Source organism: Pyrolobus fumarii 1A (assembly GCF_000223395.1).
Lineage (GTDB): Archaea > Thermoproteota > Thermoprotei_A > Sulfolobales > Pyrodictiaceae > Pyrolobus > Pyrolobus fumarii.
Map to the genome: position 1 here is coordinate 560,231 of NC_015931.1, position 18,712 is coordinate 578,942.

The 18,712-nt window shown below is 54.4% G+C and carries 21 protein-coding genes and 1 tRNA gene; 9 read left to right on the forward strand and 13 right to left on the reverse strand.

Annotation, left to right across the window (positions count from 1 at the left end; genetic code table 11):
• The first annotated feature begins 9 nt into the window (after positions 1-9).
• Together PYRFU_RS02985 and PYRFU_RS02990 are read left to right on the forward strand one after the other, a co-directional pair.
• Complete coding sequence (locus PYRFU_RS02985; protein WP_014026154.1) at positions 10-516, forward strand: PaREP1 family protein; 507 nt, start codon at positions 10-12, stop codon at positions 514-516.
• Between the two features lie 183 nt (positions 517-699).
• The gene (locus PYRFU_RS02990) at positions 700-1,767 is read left to right on the forward strand and encodes an MFS transporter (RefSeq protein ID WP_048191477.1); all 1,068 of its coding nucleotides are present in this window, start codon (positions 700-702) and stop codon (positions 1,765-1,767) included.
• A 23-nt stretch (positions 1,768-1,790) separates the two neighbouring features.
• Here PYRFU_RS02990 and PYRFU_RS02995 read toward each other — a convergent pair whose 3' ends face one another.
• Complete coding sequence (locus PYRFU_RS02995) at positions 1,791-2,186, reverse strand: type II toxin-antitoxin system VapC family toxin (protein ID WP_244403867.1); 396 nt, start codon at positions 2,184-2,186, stop codon at positions 1,791-1,793.
• The gene (locus PYRFU_RS03000) at positions 2,140-2,469 is read right to left on the reverse strand and encodes a hypothetical protein (protein ID WP_014026157.1); all 330 of its coding nucleotides are present in this window, start codon (positions 2,467-2,469) and stop codon (positions 2,140-2,142) included. Before PYRFU_RS03000 ends, PYRFU_RS02995 begins: the two co-directional genes overlap by 47 nt.
• Before the next feature lie 215 nt (positions 2,470-2,684).
• On the opposite strand from PYRFU_RS03000, the gene PYRFU_RS03005 reads away from it, so the two are divergent.
• Positions 2,685-2,939 carry an AbrB/MazE/SpoVT family DNA-binding domain-containing protein gene (locus tag PYRFU_RS03005; protein ID WP_014026158.1) on the forward strand — a complete coding sequence of 85 codons (255 nt, stop codon included), beginning with the start codon at positions 2,685-2,687 and terminating at the stop codon, positions 2,937-2,939.
• Between the two features lie 349 nt (positions 2,940-3,288).
• Here the strand turns inward: PYRFU_RS03005 and dcd are convergent, their stop codons facing one another.
• From dcd to PYRFU_RS03030, 5 genes are all read right to left on the reverse strand, one after another.
• Positions 3,289-3,831 (reverse strand): dCTP deaminase, encoded by a 543-nt coding sequence (gene dcd, locus PYRFU_RS03010; RefSeq protein WP_014026159.1) that lies wholly within the window; start codon positions 3,829-3,831, stop codon positions 3,289-3,291.
• Between the two features lie 143 nt (positions 3,832-3,974).
• Positions 3,975-4,631: a phosphoribosylanthranilate isomerase gene (locus PYRFU_RS03015; RefSeq protein ID WP_014026160.1), complete on the reverse strand. Its 657-nt coding sequence runs from the start codon at positions 4,629-4,631 to the stop codon at positions 3,975-3,977.
• Positions 4,632-4,916: 285 nt separating this feature from the next.
• A complete protein-coding gene (locus PYRFU_RS03020; protein ID WP_048191478.1) occupies positions 4,917-5,588 on the reverse strand; it encodes a 30S ribosomal protein S6e in 672 nt (223 codons plus the stop codon).
• 124 nt (positions 5,589-5,712) lie between these two features.
• Positions 5,713-6,789, reverse strand: coding sequence for an MBL fold metallo-hydrolase (locus PYRFU_RS03025; protein WP_048191480.1), 1,077 nt, complete (start codon positions 6,787-6,789; stop codon positions 5,713-5,715).
• 218 nt (positions 6,790-7,007) lie between these two features.
• Positions 7,008-7,907, reverse strand: coding sequence for a VIT1/CCC1 transporter family protein (locus PYRFU_RS03030; RefSeq protein ID WP_244403868.1), 900 nt, complete (start codon positions 7,905-7,907; stop codon positions 7,008-7,010).
• A gap of 283 nt (positions 7,908-8,190) precedes the next feature.
• On the opposite strand from PYRFU_RS03030, the gene PYRFU_RS03035 reads away from it, so the two are divergent.
• The 3 genes from PYRFU_RS03035 (at position 8,191) to PYRFU_RS03045 (ending at position 10,413) form a co-directional block, all read left to right on the forward strand.
• On the forward strand, positions 8,191-8,424 hold the full coding sequence (locus tag PYRFU_RS03035; protein WP_014026166.1) for an AbrB/MazE/SpoVT family DNA-binding domain-containing protein: 234 nt from the start codon (positions 8,191-8,193) through the stop codon (positions 8,422-8,424).
• A gap of 2 nt (positions 8,425-8,426) precedes the next feature.
• Positions 8,427-8,837 (forward strand): type II toxin-antitoxin system VapC family toxin, encoded by a 411-nt coding sequence (locus PYRFU_RS03040; protein ID WP_244403891.1) that lies wholly within the window; start codon positions 8,427-8,429, stop codon positions 8,835-8,837.
• A 523-nt stretch (positions 8,838-9,360) separates the two neighbouring features.
• Entirely contained in the window at positions 9,361-10,413 is a 1,053-nt protein-coding gene (locus PYRFU_RS03045; RefSeq protein WP_014026168.1) for a hypothetical protein, read from the forward strand.
• Between the two features lie 135 nt (positions 10,414-10,548).
• On the opposite strand, the gene PYRFU_RS03050 is transcribed toward PYRFU_RS03045, so the two are convergent.
• Entirely contained in the window at positions 10,549-11,091 is a 543-nt protein-coding gene (locus tag PYRFU_RS03050; protein ID WP_014026169.1) for a hypothetical protein, read from the reverse strand.
• Between the two features lie 4 nt (positions 11,092-11,095).
• Positions 11,096-12,430 (reverse strand): AAA family ATPase, encoded by a 1,335-nt coding sequence (locus tag PYRFU_RS09845; RefSeq protein ID WP_014026170.1) that lies wholly within the window; start codon positions 12,428-12,430, stop codon positions 11,096-11,098.
• Between the two features lie 490 nt (positions 12,431-12,920).
• Between PYRFU_RS09845 and PYRFU_RS03060 the strand changes: the two genes are divergently transcribed.
• Positions 12,921-13,619, forward strand: a complete 699-nt coding sequence (locus tag PYRFU_RS03060) for an RNA-binding protein (protein WP_014026172.1) — start codon at positions 12,921-12,923, stop codon at positions 13,617-13,619.
• Positions 13,620-13,809: 190 nt separating this feature from the next.
• On the opposite strand, the gene PYRFU_RS03065 is transcribed toward PYRFU_RS03060, so the two are convergent.
• Complete coding sequence (locus tag PYRFU_RS03065; RefSeq protein ID WP_048191484.1) at positions 13,810-14,358, reverse strand: hypothetical protein; 549 nt, start codon at positions 14,356-14,358, stop codon at positions 13,810-13,812.
• A 205-nt stretch (positions 14,359-14,563) separates the two neighbouring features.
• Here PYRFU_RS03065 and PYRFU_RS03070 point away from each other — a divergent pair, with 205 nt between their 5' ends.
• Complete coding sequence (locus PYRFU_RS03070; protein WP_014026174.1) at positions 14,564-15,343, forward strand: asparagine synthase C-terminal domain-containing protein; 780 nt, start codon at positions 14,564-14,566, stop codon at positions 15,341-15,343.
• A gap of 67 nt (positions 15,344-15,410) precedes the next feature.
• On the opposite strand, the gene PYRFU_RS03075 is transcribed toward PYRFU_RS03070, so the two are convergent.
• Positions 15,411-16,682 (reverse strand): restriction endonuclease, encoded by a 1,272-nt coding sequence (locus tag PYRFU_RS03075; protein WP_014026175.1) that lies wholly within the window; start codon positions 16,680-16,682, stop codon positions 15,411-15,413.
• A gap of 375 nt (positions 16,683-17,057) precedes the next feature.
• Here PYRFU_RS03075 and PYRFU_RS03080 point away from each other — a divergent pair, with 375 nt between their 5' ends.
• A complete protein-coding gene (locus PYRFU_RS03080) occupies positions 17,058-17,618 on the forward strand; it encodes a PaREP1 family protein (RefSeq protein ID WP_014026176.1) in 561 nt (186 codons plus the stop codon).
• A gap of 383 nt (positions 17,619-18,001) precedes the next feature.
• Here PYRFU_RS03080 and PYRFU_RS03085 read toward each other — a convergent pair.
• A tRNA-Val gene (locus tag PYRFU_RS03085) sits at positions 18,002-18,079 on the reverse strand.
• Positions 18,080-18,422: 343 nt separating this feature from the next.
• The gene (locus tag PYRFU_RS10415; RefSeq protein ID WP_014026177.1) at positions 18,423-18,587 is read right to left on the reverse strand and encodes a hypothetical protein; all 165 of its coding nucleotides are present in this window, start codon (positions 18,585-18,587) and stop codon (positions 18,423-18,425) included.
• Between the last annotated feature and the right edge of the window lie 125 nt (positions 18,588-18,712).

The window sequence follows — 18,712 nt, forward strand, 5'->3', positions numbered from 1 at the left end:
GGGGACGCGTTGAGCGTCACTATAAGCATCCCGAGGCGCCTCTACGAGGAGGCGCGCAAGAAGGGCCTTGATATAGAGTCGAGGATTGTCGAGCTTCTGGCTAGGGAGCTGGGCCTAGACCCCGAGGTGGAGGCGAGCCTGCACCTGGAGCTCGCAGAGAAGTACCTACTAGAGGCTAAGAAGCTCATAGAGGAGGGCGACGCTGTGCAGGCTAGTGAGAAGCTCTACAAAGTTGCCGAGGAATGCATCAAGTCCATGGCCGAGGCTCTCGGGTTAGAGGAGAGTAGGGAAGCGCAGAGAAGGGGCAGATGGACCCTAGGCTTGTTGGATAACGCCGCAGGGAGGCTCGCAGAGATTGTGGATAGGCGCGTCTACGATGACTGGGATCACGCCTATTTCTTGCACGTCGAGGGTTTCCATGAAGCCGGGCTTGGCATCGAGCAGGTAAAGAAGAGGGCGAAGTACGTCGAGGAGCTCCTTGAGATAGCTAAGAGGGTTGTTGGGGGGAAACGGTGAGCCTATGCGACTCTAGTGGCGTGTTAGGTTAACAACAGGAGTGGCACAGCGAGATTCTCTCGCAATAAACTCGTACTAGCTTCTCCCCCGTGTGGTATGGCCTCACGCCCCCTCGTAGACTAGCGTCGTGCTTCGCGCTGTGCACGTAGCGTAGTGTTTGCAAGGATTATTAGGGTATATCGGTTGGCGATAGGTCCGGCTTTCCTCTGGAACGGTGGTGGCACGAGTATGAGGGTCTCGCGGTGGGTGTTGGCGCTTCTGTTCTTCGGGCTTACTAGTCTCCTCGCTGACGTGTGCTATGAGGGGTTTCGGGGTATACTCGGGCCGCTTGCCTTCGAGAAGGGTGGCTCTTGGACAGATCTGGGCCTTGTGCTCGCCGAGGCTGAGCTTATCAACTGGGGTTTGAGGCTCCCAGCCGCCATAATCGCCGATAGGCTCGCCGCGTGGTGGAGCCTGACGATACTCGGGTATGCGCTGACCCCGGTTGGCGTCGCGGTCGCACTAGCAGGTGGACTTGGCGGTGTTGCACTGGGTGTGGCACTAGAGAGGCTTGGCAAGACTCTGCGTGCTCCCGCGCGAGACGCGCTGCTCTCGGGGCTTAGTGGCAGGAGGGGCCTCGTCTACGCCGTCCACGAGGTGATGGACCAGGTTGGGGCTGTTACCGGCCCACTACTAGCCTACTATGCGATCGCGACGGGCAGAGTATGGTTGATACTAGTCCCTGGGATGGCGAGCGTCGCCGCGATACTCGCAGCCAGAGCAGTCTACCCGGGAGCACCGTCGCCTCGCGGACACCCCCAGCTGTCGCTCCACGCTAGGTTCGCACTACTAGGCGCCACGTCGCTCCTACTGCCCCACCCCGTTGTGATCGCAGCAGCTGCCGCCGCTGCAACCGGGGATGCGGGTGCAGCACCACTAGCCTATACCCTCGCGATGCTCGTGGATGCTGTTGTCGCGCTCCCCCTGGGCAAACTCTACGATACGCTAGGCTCGGCTAGCCTCGCAACCGCCCCAATAGCAGGGATAGCCGCGGGCGTGCTACTCGCCACGGGGCACCCGATAGCGGCTAGCGCCGCGGCCGGCATCGCACTCGCAGCCTACGAGACAGTGTACCGGGCGTACGTGGCAGACCATGCACCCGAGAGAGCAGCTGGCTTCGGGGCACTCGCACTCGGCATCGGCGTAGGCCAGGCAACATCGGCAATCATCTACTCGCTGCTAGCATTAATAGCCTATCCGAGCCCAGGCTAGACACGCTCCTCGAGCCGCGAGCGTCACCTCAGCGCGGGGTAGAGGCTTGCAAGCTCCTCGTCGAACGTCGCTATATAGCTAAGGTTGTACACCTTAGCGGCGACTATGCTAGTGGCGTCGGTGAAGCTTATGCGCGGCGTGTGCCTCGCGAAGAGGCTCCAAGCCTCGTTGAACATATCGATGGTAACGGGGATAATGCGGAAAGCCTTCTTCTCGAAGAAGAGGGCGCCAGCCTTCAACGCAGCCTCTCTCCCACCCCTCATAGCCATATACGTGAGCACCTCGTCGATTATATAGTCGGTCACGTGGGGGATCCCGTAGGCGCCACGTAGTATATCCGAGAGTAGGCGCACCGCACGCCGGTGTAGAGAGTCACTCTTGTTCAAAGCCGCTATGATTACACTGCTGTCCACTAGCACGCCTCCCACCATAGACAACCTTATCCACCTCCGCGTGAGACTCGCTCACCCTAAGGTCAACGCTCAGCTCCTCCAACAGCCGCTCCGGGTTCTCCATAGGCCTCCATGCGCCAAGCTCCTCGAGAAACTCGCTCCTCCTGCGCCACGCAAGTCTCAACGCAGCTTCGATGATATCCTGAAACCTCGGCCTCGAGCCCAGCTCGACAGCTACAGCGGCCTGCAGCCTCTCCAGCATCTCCCGAGCCTCACGACTAATCTTAACCGTTGTAACCACGGGGGCCACGAAACCCGCCCGTATACCCGGTATACCCGGAGACACCCGTATAACAATGCCACCCGGGTAGGTGATGTAATCCACCAGACGCGAAGGCAGGGATACGTAATGGCTCGAATAGCTTATCCGAGCCCAGGCTGTCACATCTTACTAGGCGAGATTGTATACTAGTATCATGCCCGTCTTAGTAGGGTGTCCCTATCACCCTGAGAGAGTTAGACAAGGTGACCAGGAACTACCAGGTTACTATACCGGCGGTTGTGAGGTCGAAAGCTGGCATCCGTGAGGGTGACCTCGTAGAGGTGTGGTTCGATGAGGAGGAAGGCGTGATCAAGATTGCTCCTGTGAGACGCAAGAGGTTGACAATCATGCTTGGGAGGAGGGTAACTGTTGAGGAGATCGAGGAGGGTTATACCACCTGCATTGGTTGTCCACGAGTATGTCCTGGTTATGGTCAGGAAGGCTATACCTTACCTTAGCGGCTCGGCCCGGGCGAAGCCAGGCATCCACACTGCGCCGTGAACTAGACGGCGCTCGGCTAGGCCCGAAGGTCCTCACCGCCAGATAACCGGACTCTGGCGTCAACCCCTAAATCGCTCCAAGAGCGGCAGACGGGTGACGATGTACGGCGCTCGCGGTTAACCCGGGGCAGGCAAACGGAGAGGGGTTCGGAGTGACTAGGTACAAGCCGTCAAACCACCATGGTGAGGATGTGGGTGACTGGGCTTGCATGCTACAGACTGAGGACTAGGGGTGTGTACCCGAAGCCTCCTACCTCCTTTATCGCGTGTAGCGCTGTGCCTATTGGTGTGGAGAAACTCGTGGGGGTTAGGCTGGGTCGGGTCTGGGCAGCGTGACGCCCTTCTGTCCCTGGTACTTGCCGTGGTACGGCTTGGCTACTGGCGACGTTGTCTTCACGAATACTAGGTGTAGGAAGCGTTGGCCGGGGTATACTCTCACCGGGAACTCGCTGCCAATCAGCTCGATGACAAGCTGGCCCTTGAACCCTGCGTCGACGACTGTGGGTGGAATATAGAGCCCGAACCTGGCGAAGGTGCTCCTAACGTTGACTAGCCCCACGACGTCATCCGGCAGCTCTATCCACTCCAGCGTATGCGCCAGGACGTGCTCGTGCGGGTAGATGACGAAGCCGTGGTCTGGGTCAACCTCCTCGCACCTGTACCACTCGTCTATGTCGGACGGCGGGTTCTTCGTGTCTAGTATCCTGGTGAGCGTGCGCCTCATCCTGCAGAAGATGTTGCCCAGGCGGAGGTCAACGCCATTCTCCCTTACGATGCTGGGCTCGAAGGGCTCGATGACCAGCCTCTTGAGCTCCACTAGGTGTAGGATATCACGGTCGGATAGTATCACAGTGCTGCACCCTCAGTGTGTATATCTCCTTGTTACCAGGTTTAGGAGTTAGGAGGCTCGCAGTACGCGCGAACCCGGAATACACGGGTTATACTCGGAGCCTGCACGTACATGCCCAGGGTGTACACGTAACCGCCCCAGTGTTACCCTGTACACTCCTTCAGCTTCTCGAGCAGCTTCTCAACCGCAGCCTTGCTCTTCACGCCCGGCTTCTCCTCGACACCGCTACTAACGTCGATTAGCCACGCGTGCCTCGCAACCAGACATACGTTGTCGGAGTTTACCCCACCCGCGACCCCGAGCCTCTTCACGAGCCTCGCCGCCTCCTCGACAGCCTCGACCGGGATGCGGAGGCCGCCATCATACCTCGCTGGGCTGGACTTCGGCGCGTCTATCAGTGTGTATTCTGCTGCCTCCGACACCCTGCTGTAGAACAACGGGTGTAGCGGCGCCCAGCCGCCAACACCATGGAATAGGACTGGCGCTAGCCTCACTCCGATGTCGCCGAGCATCCGGGCTAGGCTTGCTAGCTCTCTAGGCTTCCCGAACCAGTGGTACTGGACGACACGGAACACTCCAAGCTTGCCAGCAAGCTCGACGACCTCATCCGGCTCGAGACCGTAGGCTACCAGCACCGGTGTTGACCTGGAGACCGTGGAGGCCAAGTCAGCAGCCATCTTCGGGTCAAGCACTCGCGGCGATACACGCAGGCCCGTGATGAAACCCAGATAGTCAACCAGGCCATCAAGCATCTCCACATCCTCTACGCGCGTTATACCACATACCTTCACCTTTGCCATGATACCACCCGTTAAGGTGGGTGGGAAACGTAGGCCACGGATGATTAGGTAAGCCGAGGGTAATACGTTTCTATGGCTACCCTGCTCTGGGCCCCAGCATCAACAGCCGAGAGGTGTGTAGGTAGCCGTCGACGGTACCCGCGGGGCCACCCGGGCATCACATTACACATGCTAGTATCGTCCTCGGGGGTGAACAGCGATTCGAGAACGTGCCTGGAGGCTAGGGAGTGCAAGACCCGAAAAACACTGGGCGTGGCCCGAGCGCCTCCATATTGCCATGCAGGCTTACTCAATGAGCGGCTTGAAGTGTGGTGGATAGACTATCCTCGTGTTTATCTGTACAATGTCCTCTACTATGGTGTTGCCTCTCACGGTCTTCCTGCGGCGCTCGCCCTTCTCGCGCGGGTGGAACCCTGGCGGGCCGCTTAGCAGCACCTTCTTCTTCACGCCGCCAGGTATACCCGGGTGCATTGGGAACCCACTGTTGTCGCTCCCACCGCGTATCTCTAGCTCGACGCCAGGCAGGCCGACAATGCTACCGTCGAACTTGTCGCCTATCTTTAGGCCGATTAGCCTCTCTGCGGCTGCACCCTTCAGGTGTATCTGCCAGGCTTTCGCGCGGAAAGCCTCCGCCTCGGCCTCCTCAGCGCCAACCTTCTCGCCGAGAAGCTCGAGGCTTATCAGCACCTGATCCTCGGGTAAGTTATTGTCGAGCTGTGCACGGCACGTTATGTTGATCTTCTTGTCCTCTTGGCGGAAGCGGAGCGTGATTATGCCTAGCTCATTCGCCTTTATCTTCTTCAAGAGGTTCGGGTTGACCTTGCAGATTGGTAGCTTCTCCCTCTCCTTCTCCTCCTGCGTCCACTGGATATCCTCGACTCCCTTGACCTTCACCTTCACCACTGGGTCGTCCGCCTTCGCGTGTGGGTCTCCAATCACCACTCGGAACTCGGGCACGACTCACACCCCACGCCTGGTTCATCCCCGGGGGCTTTGCGCCCCCAGCATCCCCGGCACGAAGCCGGGGCATGTCACCTCCACGCGCATAATCCGCTTATAAATATGTGGGGCGGGGCCCTTGCTATCGCGACACTTCCTCAACCAGTGGTCTCCTCCCATAAACCTCGGCTACCGTTAGGATGGGTACGTCCTGCCTCTGGGCCTCGCTCAGCACCTTCGAGACCCTCTCGCGCCATCTTGGCTCGCGCGGTAGGTGGTGATCCCAGATTATCAGCTGGGGCGCAGCCTCTCTCACGATCCTCAACATGTTGGCTTTCGCCCTTTCGAGGTCGCGACGCGAGAACATGTAGGGTGGGAGGTAGGTCGCAGGCCCGTCCGCTATCAACACGTGTGGTTTCAGGCGCAGAACCTCTTCCGCATAGTCCTCGGCGAGCGGTCCCATAAGGTCGCTCGTGTAGAGCACCCTGTGGCCACGCACCTCGATTAGAACCGGTACGACCCAACCCGTCCTCTCGTATATGTCCCCGTGGAAGTGTGGCCCGAGTAGCTCAACGCGGACCCCACAGTGCTCCCAGGACCCGCTGTCCGCGAAGACTATGCGGTAGTGCCCTGCCTCGATACGCTCCGGGAACCTCCTCCACTCCCTCCACTTCGCGGCTAGGCTCGATAGCCACCTTCTACCCGCCTCCAGCCTACCCTTGCTTGTTGCGCGTACCGCAAGAGGCATCAACTCCTCGAAATCCGGTACGTCGACGTCGCCAGTGGGCTCCTCCAGGATATCCTCTAGTCGGGCCTCGGTACTCTCCAAGAGCTTCGAGTATAGCTCTTCTGCCCTAGCCCTCTGACTCTCATTGATGAAGAGGCTCGGGTCCTTGGCTATCACGAGCCTATCACGGTACGGGTTGGGGCCCGGGTAGTCCGCATCCCAAGGCCTAACGTAGTGATCGTAATGGTAGTGCGTAACGACTACCATCGTGGCTCTCTCCACAAACCGGGCTACTGTGCGGAGAGCCTCCCGACGCAACCTCTTCTTCTCGTCCCTCGTTAGAGGGTAGGATGGGTGCATAGCCGCAGCGCCAGGATCCACCAGGATGCCGCCACAACCCGTCTCCACGAACACCGCGAAGCTCTTAGCGCCGAGGCTATCACCCCAAACGAGAGTAACACCAAGCTCCTCGAGAACCATGCGTGCATCCACAACAATGCCCGGTTAACAACCGAGCCTCGAAGCGCAAAAGGCTATGAACAGTGCCTATGCAACCAACTCTCTTACACTGGCTGACCCGGGAATATGCCAGGTTATCCTTTGCCGTTCTCTCCACATGTCTGGCAGACTCTCTTCCATGATGGTATGGATGTATTCGGGTTGCTGCAGCGAGCCAAACTAGGTTAAAAATGCGTGCCGAGGTGCTCCGGCTACTCTATCAGAGCCGATACTCCGAACACCTCCCTGAGCGCCTGCCCGAAGATGTAGCTCGCTATTGCTGTTCCTAGTAGGAGTCCCGCGTTCTCCGCGAATTCTCGTGTGAAGGGCTTCTCCTGCACGACTGCGCTGTAGTACGCGAGGCTGCCGGTGAGAGCAAGTCCTATGGCGACGCTCGCCAGGAAACCGATTAGCATATCGTGTATGAGGAAGTATGGCAGTGCTAGTAGAATGACCGAGAGTATGTAGCTCAGGCCGGTTATGGCTGCACTAACTGTCGGGCTCTCCTCCTCGCCGTGCTTAGCCTGGAGGTATGCCGCACTCGCCATGGATATGGCTGCCGAGAAGCCCACGACAAGCCCCGCTATACCAGCCATGATTGTACTGGCTGTCACCCCGAGGAACCCCGCGTGCACACCAGTTATCTCGATGATTGCATCGGCGAGGCCGAGGGCCACATACCCCAGGTACTTGACCCTCACATCCTCAAACTCTTGCAGCAGTAGCCTCTCGTGCTCCTCCTCATCCCTGACTATAGCCTCTAGTTTTGGTCTAAGCTCGTCGGGCAGCCTCTCGGCCACGCTCCTATACCTCTCGACCGCCGAGCCCTCACCCCTCTCTAGGAGACGGAGCGTAAAGGCGGGCCCGAGTAGACGGTAGGCTACCGCTACCAGCGAGACCCTAGGCCGGGGCGCCTTGCAGTCACGGCCTAGCAGGCTACGCCAGAAGAGGTAATGCTGGTACTCCTGCTCCGCAAGACGCTCCAGGAGCTTCTTCCTCTTCGGGTCAGGCTCTATACGCGCAAGAGCCTTGTATATCATGTGGTCCATTAGCTCGTTGATACAAAACTCCTCGAACAGCTTCTCTAGGTCCCTGGGCGTCTCCCCAGACACAGTCACCCAACCAAGAGCTAGACTAGCATACCCGGGCTGAACACTCTTTGAGGTTCACTACTGCCGGGAGCCCCTCAGCAAAACCGGGATCACAAGGGGCACAGCAACGCAACCTATAGCCGTAGCCGGGGGGATCCCCGCCTCCCAGACAACATACCTCAACACGCGCTCCTCGCCATACCCCGTGGACGCCTTGCATCCACGCCCATTATCATCGCCGCTGGCCGCTCTTGACTATATTATTATCCTGCCCACCTCTGCTCTCCCACATGGGCGTGTGGGTATGAGACACGGGGATGTAATCGTGGTTGATGAGCGGGGGCGTGTCACGCTCCCCGCTTGGCTGCGCAAGAGGCTCGGGTTGAGGCCCGGCTCCAAGCTCGAGGTTAGGATCGAAGAGGGACGTGTGGTGCTAGTCCCTGTGCGGAGGATTAGGGCACGAGACTTGCTGGGCATAGCTGGACCTGAAGACGTGGATATAGAGGAGGTTGAGAGTGCTCTCGGTGATACTAGTTGAGTGTGCCGAGACGCTTCATAGACTCTAACGTGTTCGTCTATGTGCTTTCGGGTGACTCTAGGTTCGCCCAAAGGGCGCTAGCGATTCTCGAGGACGCGGAGGACGGCGTCTACGAGGCCTACACGTCCACTCTGGTCGTCTCGCAGGTGCTCGCTCACCTCGAGAGGAGGGGGAGAAGAGAAGCCATGGAGAAGTTCCTTGAGTATCTCGGCGACTCTCCGATAACCGTTGTAGAGACGAGGCTCGACGACTTTACCTATGCGTTGCGACTAGCACGCGAGAACAACCTGTCCTTCCAGAAGCTCTGGGACGACCTGGTGATAGCCTCGCAGATGGTGAGACTCGGCATAAGAGAGATCTACTCGAACGATACCGACTTCGACCGCATCCCCGGCATCACGAGACTATTCTAGGGCCTCAACACGGCTCAATAATCAGTGATACGTATAGGTGTTTTAGATAAACACCTATCGCATACGGCATGGTTCTCCGCTAAACTATATCTCCACGTACTCTTGGCAGTGAGGCTGGGTTAAACTTCGTTTCCATACTAGGCTTAGGAGTGGCGTGTTGAGGCGTCGGAGTTTGTCGAACCTGAGGATGTTGACAGGAGGGCTAGAAAGGAGCTGAAAAAGCTCAAGGCTGAGAGGCCGGGAGAGGAGTCTCTAAGCGTGATAATAGTGGCTAAGAGTGCAACGAGAAGAATCAACCCCAAGGCTCACTATGGGAATTTCAGGGAGATTCTCAAGGATGTGTAGACAAGGAGTACATATAGATGATTTTCAATGGGAGTAGTGAATGTATAATTTCACTTCCTCAGGTAATAGGCAGCATGGGTTCGAAGACCATGAGTTGACCTCAGCTAATAACGATACAGACAGAACATGCGTATATATAACTGGTAGAAGCTATGCTAGTGACTGGGACAAATAAATAATGCCTAGTTGGGACATGCATGTCAAAATCGCTAAAATGCTTGGCTTGGATCCCTTAACGGCTAGAGAGGTCAATGTAGATGTTGATGCTGGCCCGTTGCACGATATAGGTAGGCGGCTTCCTAGAGTGAGATTAGGCGGTTGGAGTATACACCGGAGGCTTGTTGAGGAGAAGCAGTTGTCTCACCTTAAGAGTATAGCGTCAAAGATCGAGCGTAATCCGGCGTATCGTGATGCATTTGTGCTCCACCACGTCATAGACGTTCTAGCAGATCTTGAAGTATCAAGCAACCTGCTGTCACAGCAGGGTGTTAGTGTAGACCTCGGGATTATCCGCGAGCGTGTCCGCGCAGAACTCCTGGCTCTGGGCAAGCTTGTTGAGAGTGGCCACGTAGAGAGGATTATTGACCTTGTCTTTGCCCACCTGGATGCTGTTAGGAGCGCGATGAAACCTTGGGTTTCGAATGTTGTGAAGGAGCGTATGGACTATGCACAGCTTGACGATAAAGTCTACATCGAGAGAGTTCTACGGAACTTATCAATGACTTACAACAAATGGATTAATAACCTCGCTAAAGGCTTTGCTCGAGCTATCGCCGAGGTGCTTGGTGCTGAGATACGCTGGAAGAATTTAACGGAGACTGAAGATGCAAGTGAGTTCGAAAGGGGTAAACCGGACTGCAAGTATCTCATCTCCAACCTGTTCTTCAGACTGCATAGGAGGGCCCTCCTAACCTCACTATACTTTGACATGCTCTACATCTGTTTCAAGTTCAACACTGAAATCTTCAACGAGACCGTACTGAGGATCACTAAGAGAAGAGCTGCCGAGATGGGACGTTACGCAATCAGAGCATGCGTAGAAAGCACAAACCCTCGCTGTGCTCTTAGCACTGCACTTGACGTCTTCAACCACTATACTCTAGACGCCTGCAAGAGGTACATAGAGCAAGCACAGACACTGGCAACCCGATACTCGGAAATGCTATATGCAATGCTAACCCATGCAACCCGCCTGCTAAGGGAACACTATGGCTGCGAAGTCTTCTACTAGGCTTTCCTCCTAACACGATACTACCGAGGCTATAACAGAGTGAGTGTTAACTTTGAAGCCAATTTCGTAAAGAGTATCGAAGCAAGGTTTGCACTCTCACATACTCTCCGCCAAACACTATGAGGCACCTAAAGGCTAAGGTGATGTTAACCACCTTAAACAGTCTAGATACTTGTCAAAATCGCGTTCCCCTATGAGAATCTTGACGTCGATACGAGGGGCTAGCTTGGCTAGCATTCGCTTCTCGTAATATGAGTTGAGGAGTCTCTGTATAGCTTGTACCGGGTCTCTTCTGCAGATGCGCCTGTCACCTCCAAGGCCTATGCAGAGCCACGCTTCGTGCATGGGTTCGACTGTCACAACACGGATGTAATCAAGCTCATCTCTTCTAAAGTGCCTCCTTACAAAGTAGTCGGGAGCGTCTGGCTTTCCCTCTGAATCGATAACCACCAGAATTCTCCATGGACTACCGGCAACAATGGCTCTAGCGTGGTTCGCCATGGCGGGATTGCACTTCTTTGCAGGTAGGCGTCGAATACGTGGCTTGTGAGTCCTGATGTTCTCACATAACGATTCGATCTTGAGCTTTCTGCTCTCGCATAGTTCTATCAGCTTGTTTATAAGCGTGCGATGAAATGTTACACCATAAGTGTCCTCGACTAGTATTAGGCGCTTCAAGGTCTTAACCCCCGGTCTCGTGGTATATCACATAGTCGCTAAGGAGTATACCTTCACGTGCGAGAGTCTCACGCAGCTTCTGCGGGTCTGGTAGCCTCGAGGCTGTCGTGCCCTGCGCCTCCCTCTTCACTACAATGACATCCTCCGGGTCGACGAGGTCTACTGGTATCGGAGAGTGCGTCGCGACTATAACCGGTATTTGTAGCGAGTCAAGCTCGTCAACGAGGTACTCTAGCATCTTTGCATGGAGGCTATTTTCTATCTCGTCAATGAGTAGCAGCGTCGGGTTAAGCTCTATAGCGGCAAGTATCGCAAGCAGTTTTACGAGACCATCCGGCATGTTGGGGGGCGGTAGCCTAAGCCCATTCTCGGTGGCTACCAGCGCGACTCTCCCAAACCCCGTTTCCACTTTCACGCTACAACCCGGGAATAGTTCACGTAGCGCATCCGCTATTCTCTCAGGGAGTGCACCCCTTTCCGCAATCAAAGTGAGGAGTACCTCCGCGAGGTTACGCGCCCTCACATCGAGCCTCTTTGCACCAGTGAAGGGTCTCGGCTCGCCTATTGCTGCGATATCAGGGTGTTTGAGCATAACTATGCCACTCAATATCCTAACGATGTGCGAGAATAGCATCATGAGAGATGGGGCCGTATAAGAGTAGCCTATGGGACGTCTGCATGAGCTGCCCTCCTCCGGCACTACAAACACCACACGCTTCTCGCTCCACATTAAACGAAGCTCACAGCGCCACAAGCTCCCCCGCATACTACAATACTGTTGTAATGGCATCCTCCAGGGTATGAGCGGACGTGGAGCCCTCCACTCGATCTCGGTTACAATCCATTCATCCTCCCTCCGGCCTTTTACACCCGCCCTCTCCGCGACATCATGTCTAGTGTATGTTTTAACCCTATCAGTACTAACCTCGAGAACCAGACTATCATCTAACATGATACGATGCTCGACCGGATATAGCGTGTCACCAGCCTCGTCGTACGCGAAAGTCACCATGTACTCGAGCTTGTTGACGCTACAGGCTCCTCCTTCGACCCGGTACACGTCAATGGAGAGGCCAAGGCGAAGTGGCGTGGTAGGGTCACGCTGGTATAACAGGTCGAGAGCCGACCAGTATAGCGGCGCATGTGGGCGGTAAGGTATAGAGTCCGCCTCGTCCACTAGCGCATGCCGTAGAAAGTACAATGCCTCAAGAATGTTGCTTTTACCAGCTGCATTTGCACCCACGAGTATGTTTAGACCAGGATTTAGCGTTAAACTAAGATGTTTTATCGACTTGAACCCTTGTATCGTGAAGCTCCGAATGAACGCATAGTATCTCACGGTTCGAGGCCCACAGGTTAAGACACAAGCCAGCCCCTAATCCAGGCTAGCCTTTACCATCTTAAGCCTCCACCGCTGGAAAATACGCCAACCTATGGCCGCAACTACCTGGCATCTTGGAAGGCCTCGGAGGCTCTAACGCTTCTACGCTCACCCCGACAGAGCTTCTGGGAGAGCTGAGACGAGGCGGGTTGAGGTGCTCGCCCTTTGTAGCTCTGGATAAGAGGGGTGGTCCACACGCACGCACCATAGGCTCGCGGAGCATTTTGAGTAGATAATCCAGGCGAGGATGTGAGAATGCTCTACACGCTCATGGGTTAAGAGTATTGAGGAGGCGCATGTAAGGGTGGAGGACTGCCTCGATGGAGTACTGGCAAGGTTGCTCATAGAGGAGCATGACGTTGAGACCAATGCACCTTGTCATGTGTTGGCCCCGCCGCTAATACTCATCACCCTCTACCCGCTTTAGGCCAAAAGCGGGTACGGCAGGATGAGCGACACGAGGAGCGACTATAGGCTGCTGGTGGCTGAGCACGCCGTTTCGCTCCTCGAGGGTATCGTGAGGGGTAGGAGGATACCGGCTCCCATAGACTGGGAGGAGGCTGCGCGGCTATTGCGCGAGGCTCGGGGGATAGTGAAGAGGATGCGGTTTAGCTTCATGCCCGCGACGATGCTAGCTAGGAGCCCGGATGCCAAGAGCCTACAGGAGATCGCCAAGAGGCTCGTGGATGTGGTGTTGCCGCGCGAGTGGGTGGAGAGGCTGCGTGGAGACCAGCGCGCGAGGATGCCGATAGCTGAGGCGCGGTACGCTATACGCACGCTCTATACGCTCCCGGCTCGCCTCGCGCTAGGCGACGATAACAACCCGCTGTATGCTGTTGACATCGAGTGCGTCCGTATAATCACGGTATCCAAGATAAGGGGTGCGGAGAGGCTCTACGTGACCAAGGCTCAGGGTACCCTCCCGTACACGATAGTCACGAACATCCAGGATGTCAAGCAGGGCGAGGTGAGAGCCGCGGCCGTGCTACCACCACGCGAGTTCATGGGGTATATCAGCGAGGCAATGTACTGTAGTAAGCCGCTGCAAGACTGCCAGGTGGGCAAGAGACCCTCGCCAGACCAGGTAGAGAAGGGAGAAGTGACACGCATCGTGTACGAGATAGCAGCGCAGGTACCCGGCAGCTAGAGGTCACAATCCTACGCACCTAGAACGAAGAATAACGGAGAGACGTTACGCAAGCTGCAAAATGCTCTTGCCCAACTCACGTTATGCTTGATAATACACGCTCACAACAAGGAGCTGCAACACTAGAGTTGTAACGTTAACTTAGCAATGCTAGCATACTCATTCTAATATGCTGACACGCGTCCACTTCTCAGTCTTCTGCGCTCGCCACGTGCACCAACAGTAGCACTAGCAACATGAGCGCCAAGATCCTCTGGGTGTGCACGGCACGCGCTACTAGCTTAGCCCTGCGGCCCCGGAAGTACCTCATCACTATGCCGCTGGCCACCAGCAAGAGTATGAGGGTGACCGCGCCGTACTCTACCGGCCCGGCTTTCTCTGCGAATGTGTAGGCGTGCCAGAGGGCCGGTATGGTTAGCACAATGTTGCCATCCATGTGGAGCTCTAGGGCTAGCCTCTGGATGCCCGGCGGGATATCGACAACGAAACGAGCCCAGCGCACTGCGACAAACCCGAGGTTCAACATGAGGCCTAGGTAGAACGCTATCTTGCCCATGGTCTTTGCGTACTCTTCTCCAAACTCATCCTCCTCCGCCTCCCAAGCCTCACCACCAACATAGTCATGCTCCTCCTCACCATTCTCGCCGTTGGCCTGGACTGGTTTCGCCAGTATAGCAGCAAGGCAAACTAGAAAGAGAATGAGTACTCCAGCAATTTTAAAAGCCTTAACATCTCTCAAGACTCGAACACCGTTGATATAACCTGCAGTATTAATGCTACCCATTTTTATGTAGCCCTCCTTTGACGAGTGCACACGTGCATGTGGCGCAGAAGGCTATACGTGACGCTCACTACAGCTTATGCTAGCTGCACTATGCCCAAAGAGATGCTCGAGCTGCTTTATTTACCCACTGTCCCGTGGGCACACGGGGTTAAGAACATCCTTGAAGCTACCCTGCGACGCCATCGGCGAACTCCTGCTTGACGCTGTGACAAGGTTTGTCCGGAGCACAGGTTGCGACTGCATAGCGTTGAGCGGCGGGATAGACACTAGTTTCGTTGCCCTTGCTGCACACCTTGCATATGCCAAACTGCGTGGAGTCACAGTCTACTATGCGGGTGGGCTGCCACGCGACCTTTACTACGCGAGTTTCGTAGCCCGGCGGCTCGGCATCGAGCAAGAATATGTGATGGTAGACTACAGCTTCATCGCATCTAGGGCAGCTCTTGTACTAGAGTGCACCCGGCGCCGCGACTATATCGAGTTGCGTAACGATGTTGTATTCCTAGCTGCTATAGAGTGGAGCCTTGAAAAGCACTGCAAGTGTCTTCTCACCGGCGACGGCGGTGATGAGCTTCTCGCCGGGTATAGCTTTCTTCGCCTGCTCGACTCGCGCAGCCTTCGCGAAGCTATTCTAAGGCTAGGAGTGCGGGGAAGATACCCATCGCTAGAGCTGGCAGAGTGTATAGGAGCGAGGGTAGAGGCGCCACTACTCAACGACGAGGTTGTTGAGATAGTCACCTCTGCGCCCATAGAGTGTATCCGTGGCTGGCTCCTCGAGGGTAAACACCCGCTACGCGCAATCCTAGAGAAGTACGGACTATGGCCGGTCGCCACACGCACCAAGACACCCGCAGAGTCGGGCGCAGGAACAGACACCCTGAGCCACAGGACGCTAGAAGTGATAACAGGATTACAGCTAGACGACCTACACGGAGCATAACTTGATACAAGATCAGTACATCAAATCCAAAAACATACTCCACCAGACTACAAAAAAAAAAAAAAACTCAGTAACTTTGCGATAGTTTTGCTAGCTCTTTTGCTATTTTGTTAAGTTCCTTTGCTGTTTCACCGACTCTCTTGGCTATCTCTAAGAGTTGCGGCGGCGCTATACTCGTAAAGATATCGGATAACCTTTTATATATTAGTTTGTAGACTTCGTCCGCGTTTGACCTCGTGGCTTTCTCGCCTACCTCGATTACGAAGAATCCGTCTGCCTCAGCCACTTCTTTAGCCGGTCTAGACATGGACTTGACAACAAGTATTCTTAGATGTGGAACCTCTTGGAGGTTGAACACCCTGCCAAACTCTTCATCGACAACAGACCTATCTACATCTCTATTCCAGTTCTTGCATGACACGTAGACCTTGAACCTTGTATCGCTAATGCGCTTCTCAGCCCACACATCAACCTCTATAGCAGCACCTCTCCTGGCAGCCTTCCGGACATTAACCCAGACCTGGAACCCAAGAGCCCTTAGAGCCCGTGCAACAACATGCTCCAAATCTTCACGTGCACGTATAACCCCTGATGTCACATCCGAAATTGATGACGGAGAAAACTCTGCTTCATCGTCAGACCTTTCTTCGCTCATCTTGACGTGTTGCGACCATTCATCTAATGTTGCAAGGGAGAAAAACGCTGGAAACAACATGAATTTGCGGTAGTGATGTCTTCTTGAAGACCACTCATACCCTACACCTATACCCATTGACTGCAAAAGTCTCTCGACATTGAATGCCGAGTCAACTTTGAACAATTCTTTCAATTTGAACTCTCCTACTGCAAGTGCCAAAGGTGCTTCCTCTGTTGCTTCTAGTTTAAGACCGTAGATTCTGTTTGCATATTTTATCAGGAGATTCCTGAGTTCAATTATGGCTCTTCTTGTATTGTCATTAGCATTATTTATAATAGCTTTTAGCTTGTCAAGGTGTAACTTTGCAGCATACACGCACCGGCTGCTAAGTATATTCTCGATAAAAGCTTTGACTTTGTCAGCGACTTTATTTGACTCCCACGGTAGATTACATAGGAAGTTTAAATATGCTTCTAGAATGTCACGTAATTGGTCAATGGCGCTCTTTGCTTGGTTTTCGCTAAAACCAAGACCCTGGATAACTTCTTTTAAATTATACAGGAAAGACGAGGTTTCTTCTTTACTTGGTCTACCTTCTTCATGATAAAGAAATAAAAGCGTAAAGTACGCCGATAGTTTTTCGACATCATCAGCACCTTCAACACAAAGTTTTGCTAGCCTTTCTAAGGTATTCGTATACATTATATATGTCCCCGCCTGAGTATTAAAATCGGTATCTGCTATATTTTGTTTTCTACAGAATCGAGTTGTTAAGTTAATTCTTATCGGCTACCTCATTCTAATTCGATCCGAGCGTGCATATAGCTAAGACAATATATCTCATATAGGAGTGTATAAGTGTATTATAGTTAAGCAGGAAATGTAACATGACACCCAGACACATAATGTCTACACGATCATAGTTTTTAACATTAGATTGCTAATCAAGGTTTTCTAATTATATGGCAACATCAACGTATATAATGTACCACACAATAATCGTGCGCATAACGGTTTTATGGTTGGCCTTTAACAGTGATTATATAATTCTTAACAGCGGAGGTACTGAATCTGCTGTTGCCGAAGCTTAGGCTGACCCGTTGGGGGTATGCTAGTGGCCGTGTGTTGGAGGCGCTTCTAGAAGCTCTTCTAGCATTGAGCTTTCTCGATATGGGCTACACTCGTAACGCTGCTGGCAAGGCATTCCAAGCCTGGAAGGCGTTGACGGCTGCAATACTGGCGTTGGAGAAGGACAGGTTGGAGAAGCTGCTATCCGAGAAGGAGAGGAAGTGGTTGGAGACGAAGGGTGTCCCTTGGGTGCCCACCAGCAGCCTCAAGCCCCTATCGCAGCTATTGGAGGAGAAGGTAGGCTACAAGTACTTCTCATTCTACACGGATAAGGCGCTAGACCTGCACACTTACCAGTACCAGGGGCCGGACCCGGAAAGACTACTATCGAAACATGCCAGCAGGGAGGAGGCTGCCACCGACACGTTACTGCTGCTAAAGGTGCTAATAGAACTCATAGAGGAGAAGGTCAAACCCAGACTCCAACAAAGGAATCTATGGCTACCAGACCATGAAAAGGCGTTACAGCAGCTGAAGCAAAAACTAACACCGGGAAAACAACAAGCCTAGACCTCTTTCAATACAATTGAAAAAGCTGACTGCGCTGGGGAGACTTTCAAGACTAGGCAATACCCCGGCGCTAATTGACAACTTTTCTGCGGTTGGAGAGTATCTCTCCATCGCTACGGTCCTATCTCTCCTGCCTTCCACACAACATTATCCATGCAGTTCCAGAAGTGCAAAGTGCACAATATTCCGAGTGGGTAGCCCAACACGCCAGCTAACCTGAAGAGACAGTCCTGGTATAGCAAGTTTAAAAGTCTGAGTCGAATAAGTGGGCTATCAAGTGCCGCTTCTACCACTTAACCGGGCTCATCGTCCATAAGTGAGACACACCGAGTGACTACACAGTACGCCAAGCTTGTAGGGTGAGATGTCGAGAGGCTTAGGATTGGTGGGCCCGCGGGGATTTGAACCCCGGACCTCCGCCGTGTGAGGGCGGCGTCCTAACCAGGCTAGACGACGGGCCCAGGTGCCGTGATGACTCCTTATCGCCAGGGCTTATAACCTTTTCTCCTTTTAAGTGTTTCGCGAGTGCTAGGAGCTCCTCGGCTGATATCAGGCTAAGCGCACAGCGAACCAGCTCGTCGCTCGGCTTCCTCTTCCCGCGCCGGAGCATGTACGCCGAGCAGCATCAAGAATCTCGCTGCAACTCCACTCGCTAGCCACACGCCGGGTATAACTGCCGATAAGCGTCAATCTCACATTGTTTCACAGCAACGCATCAACCCAACCTCCCTTAGCCCTGACAACACCGACAGGCAGGTACCATCGTGACTACAAACATCTCAACAACCACTACCCACCACCCCCTCAGCCTACAATCGCAGCCTTCTCCCGACGCTTAACCAGGCGCAGCCCTTCATCACGAATCTTGTTGATATCAACGGCACCAGGAGCCTCGAGAGTCTCGAGTAGTAGCCGTAGTGTTGCCTCGTCTAGGCCGCTCTTGTAGAGGTCAAACTGCGTTGTAAACATCTCTATGCATCCGGATTACCCGTCACCATAAAGAGCTTTGCAAGAGGTTTATCACACCGAATAGGAGGCTCCGAGAGGCCGCGAAGAAGCAAGGAGAATCCCTGACAGGCTCGGATGGGAAGGCT

Excerpts from the sequence above, each read along its gene's own strand:
- PYRFU_RS03015 (WP_014026160.1), bottom strand. The coding sequence starts at position 4,631 with ATGGCAAAGGTGAAGGTATGTGGTATAACGCGCGTAGAGGATGTGGAG.
- PYRFU_RS03035 (WP_014026166.1), top strand. The coding sequence starts at position 8,191 with ATGAGACACGGGGATGTAATCGTGGTTGATGAGCGGGGGCGTGTCACG.
- PYRFU_RS03045 (WP_014026168.1), top strand. The coding sequence starts at position 9,361 with ATGCCTAGTTGGGACATGCATGTCAAAATCGCTAAAATGCTTGGCTTG.
- PYRFU_RS03060 (WP_014026172.1), top strand. The coding sequence starts at position 12,921 with ATGAGCGACACGAGGAGCGACTATAGGCTGCTGGTGGCTGAGCACGCC.
- PYRFU_RS03075 (WP_014026175.1), bottom strand. The coding sequence starts at position 16,682 with ATGTATACGAATACCTTAGAAAGGCTAGCAAAACTTTGTGTTGAAGGT.
- PYRFU_RS10415 (WP_014026177.1), bottom strand. The coding sequence starts at position 18,587 with ATGTTTACAACGCAGTTTGACCTCTACAAGAGCGGCCTAGACGAGGCA.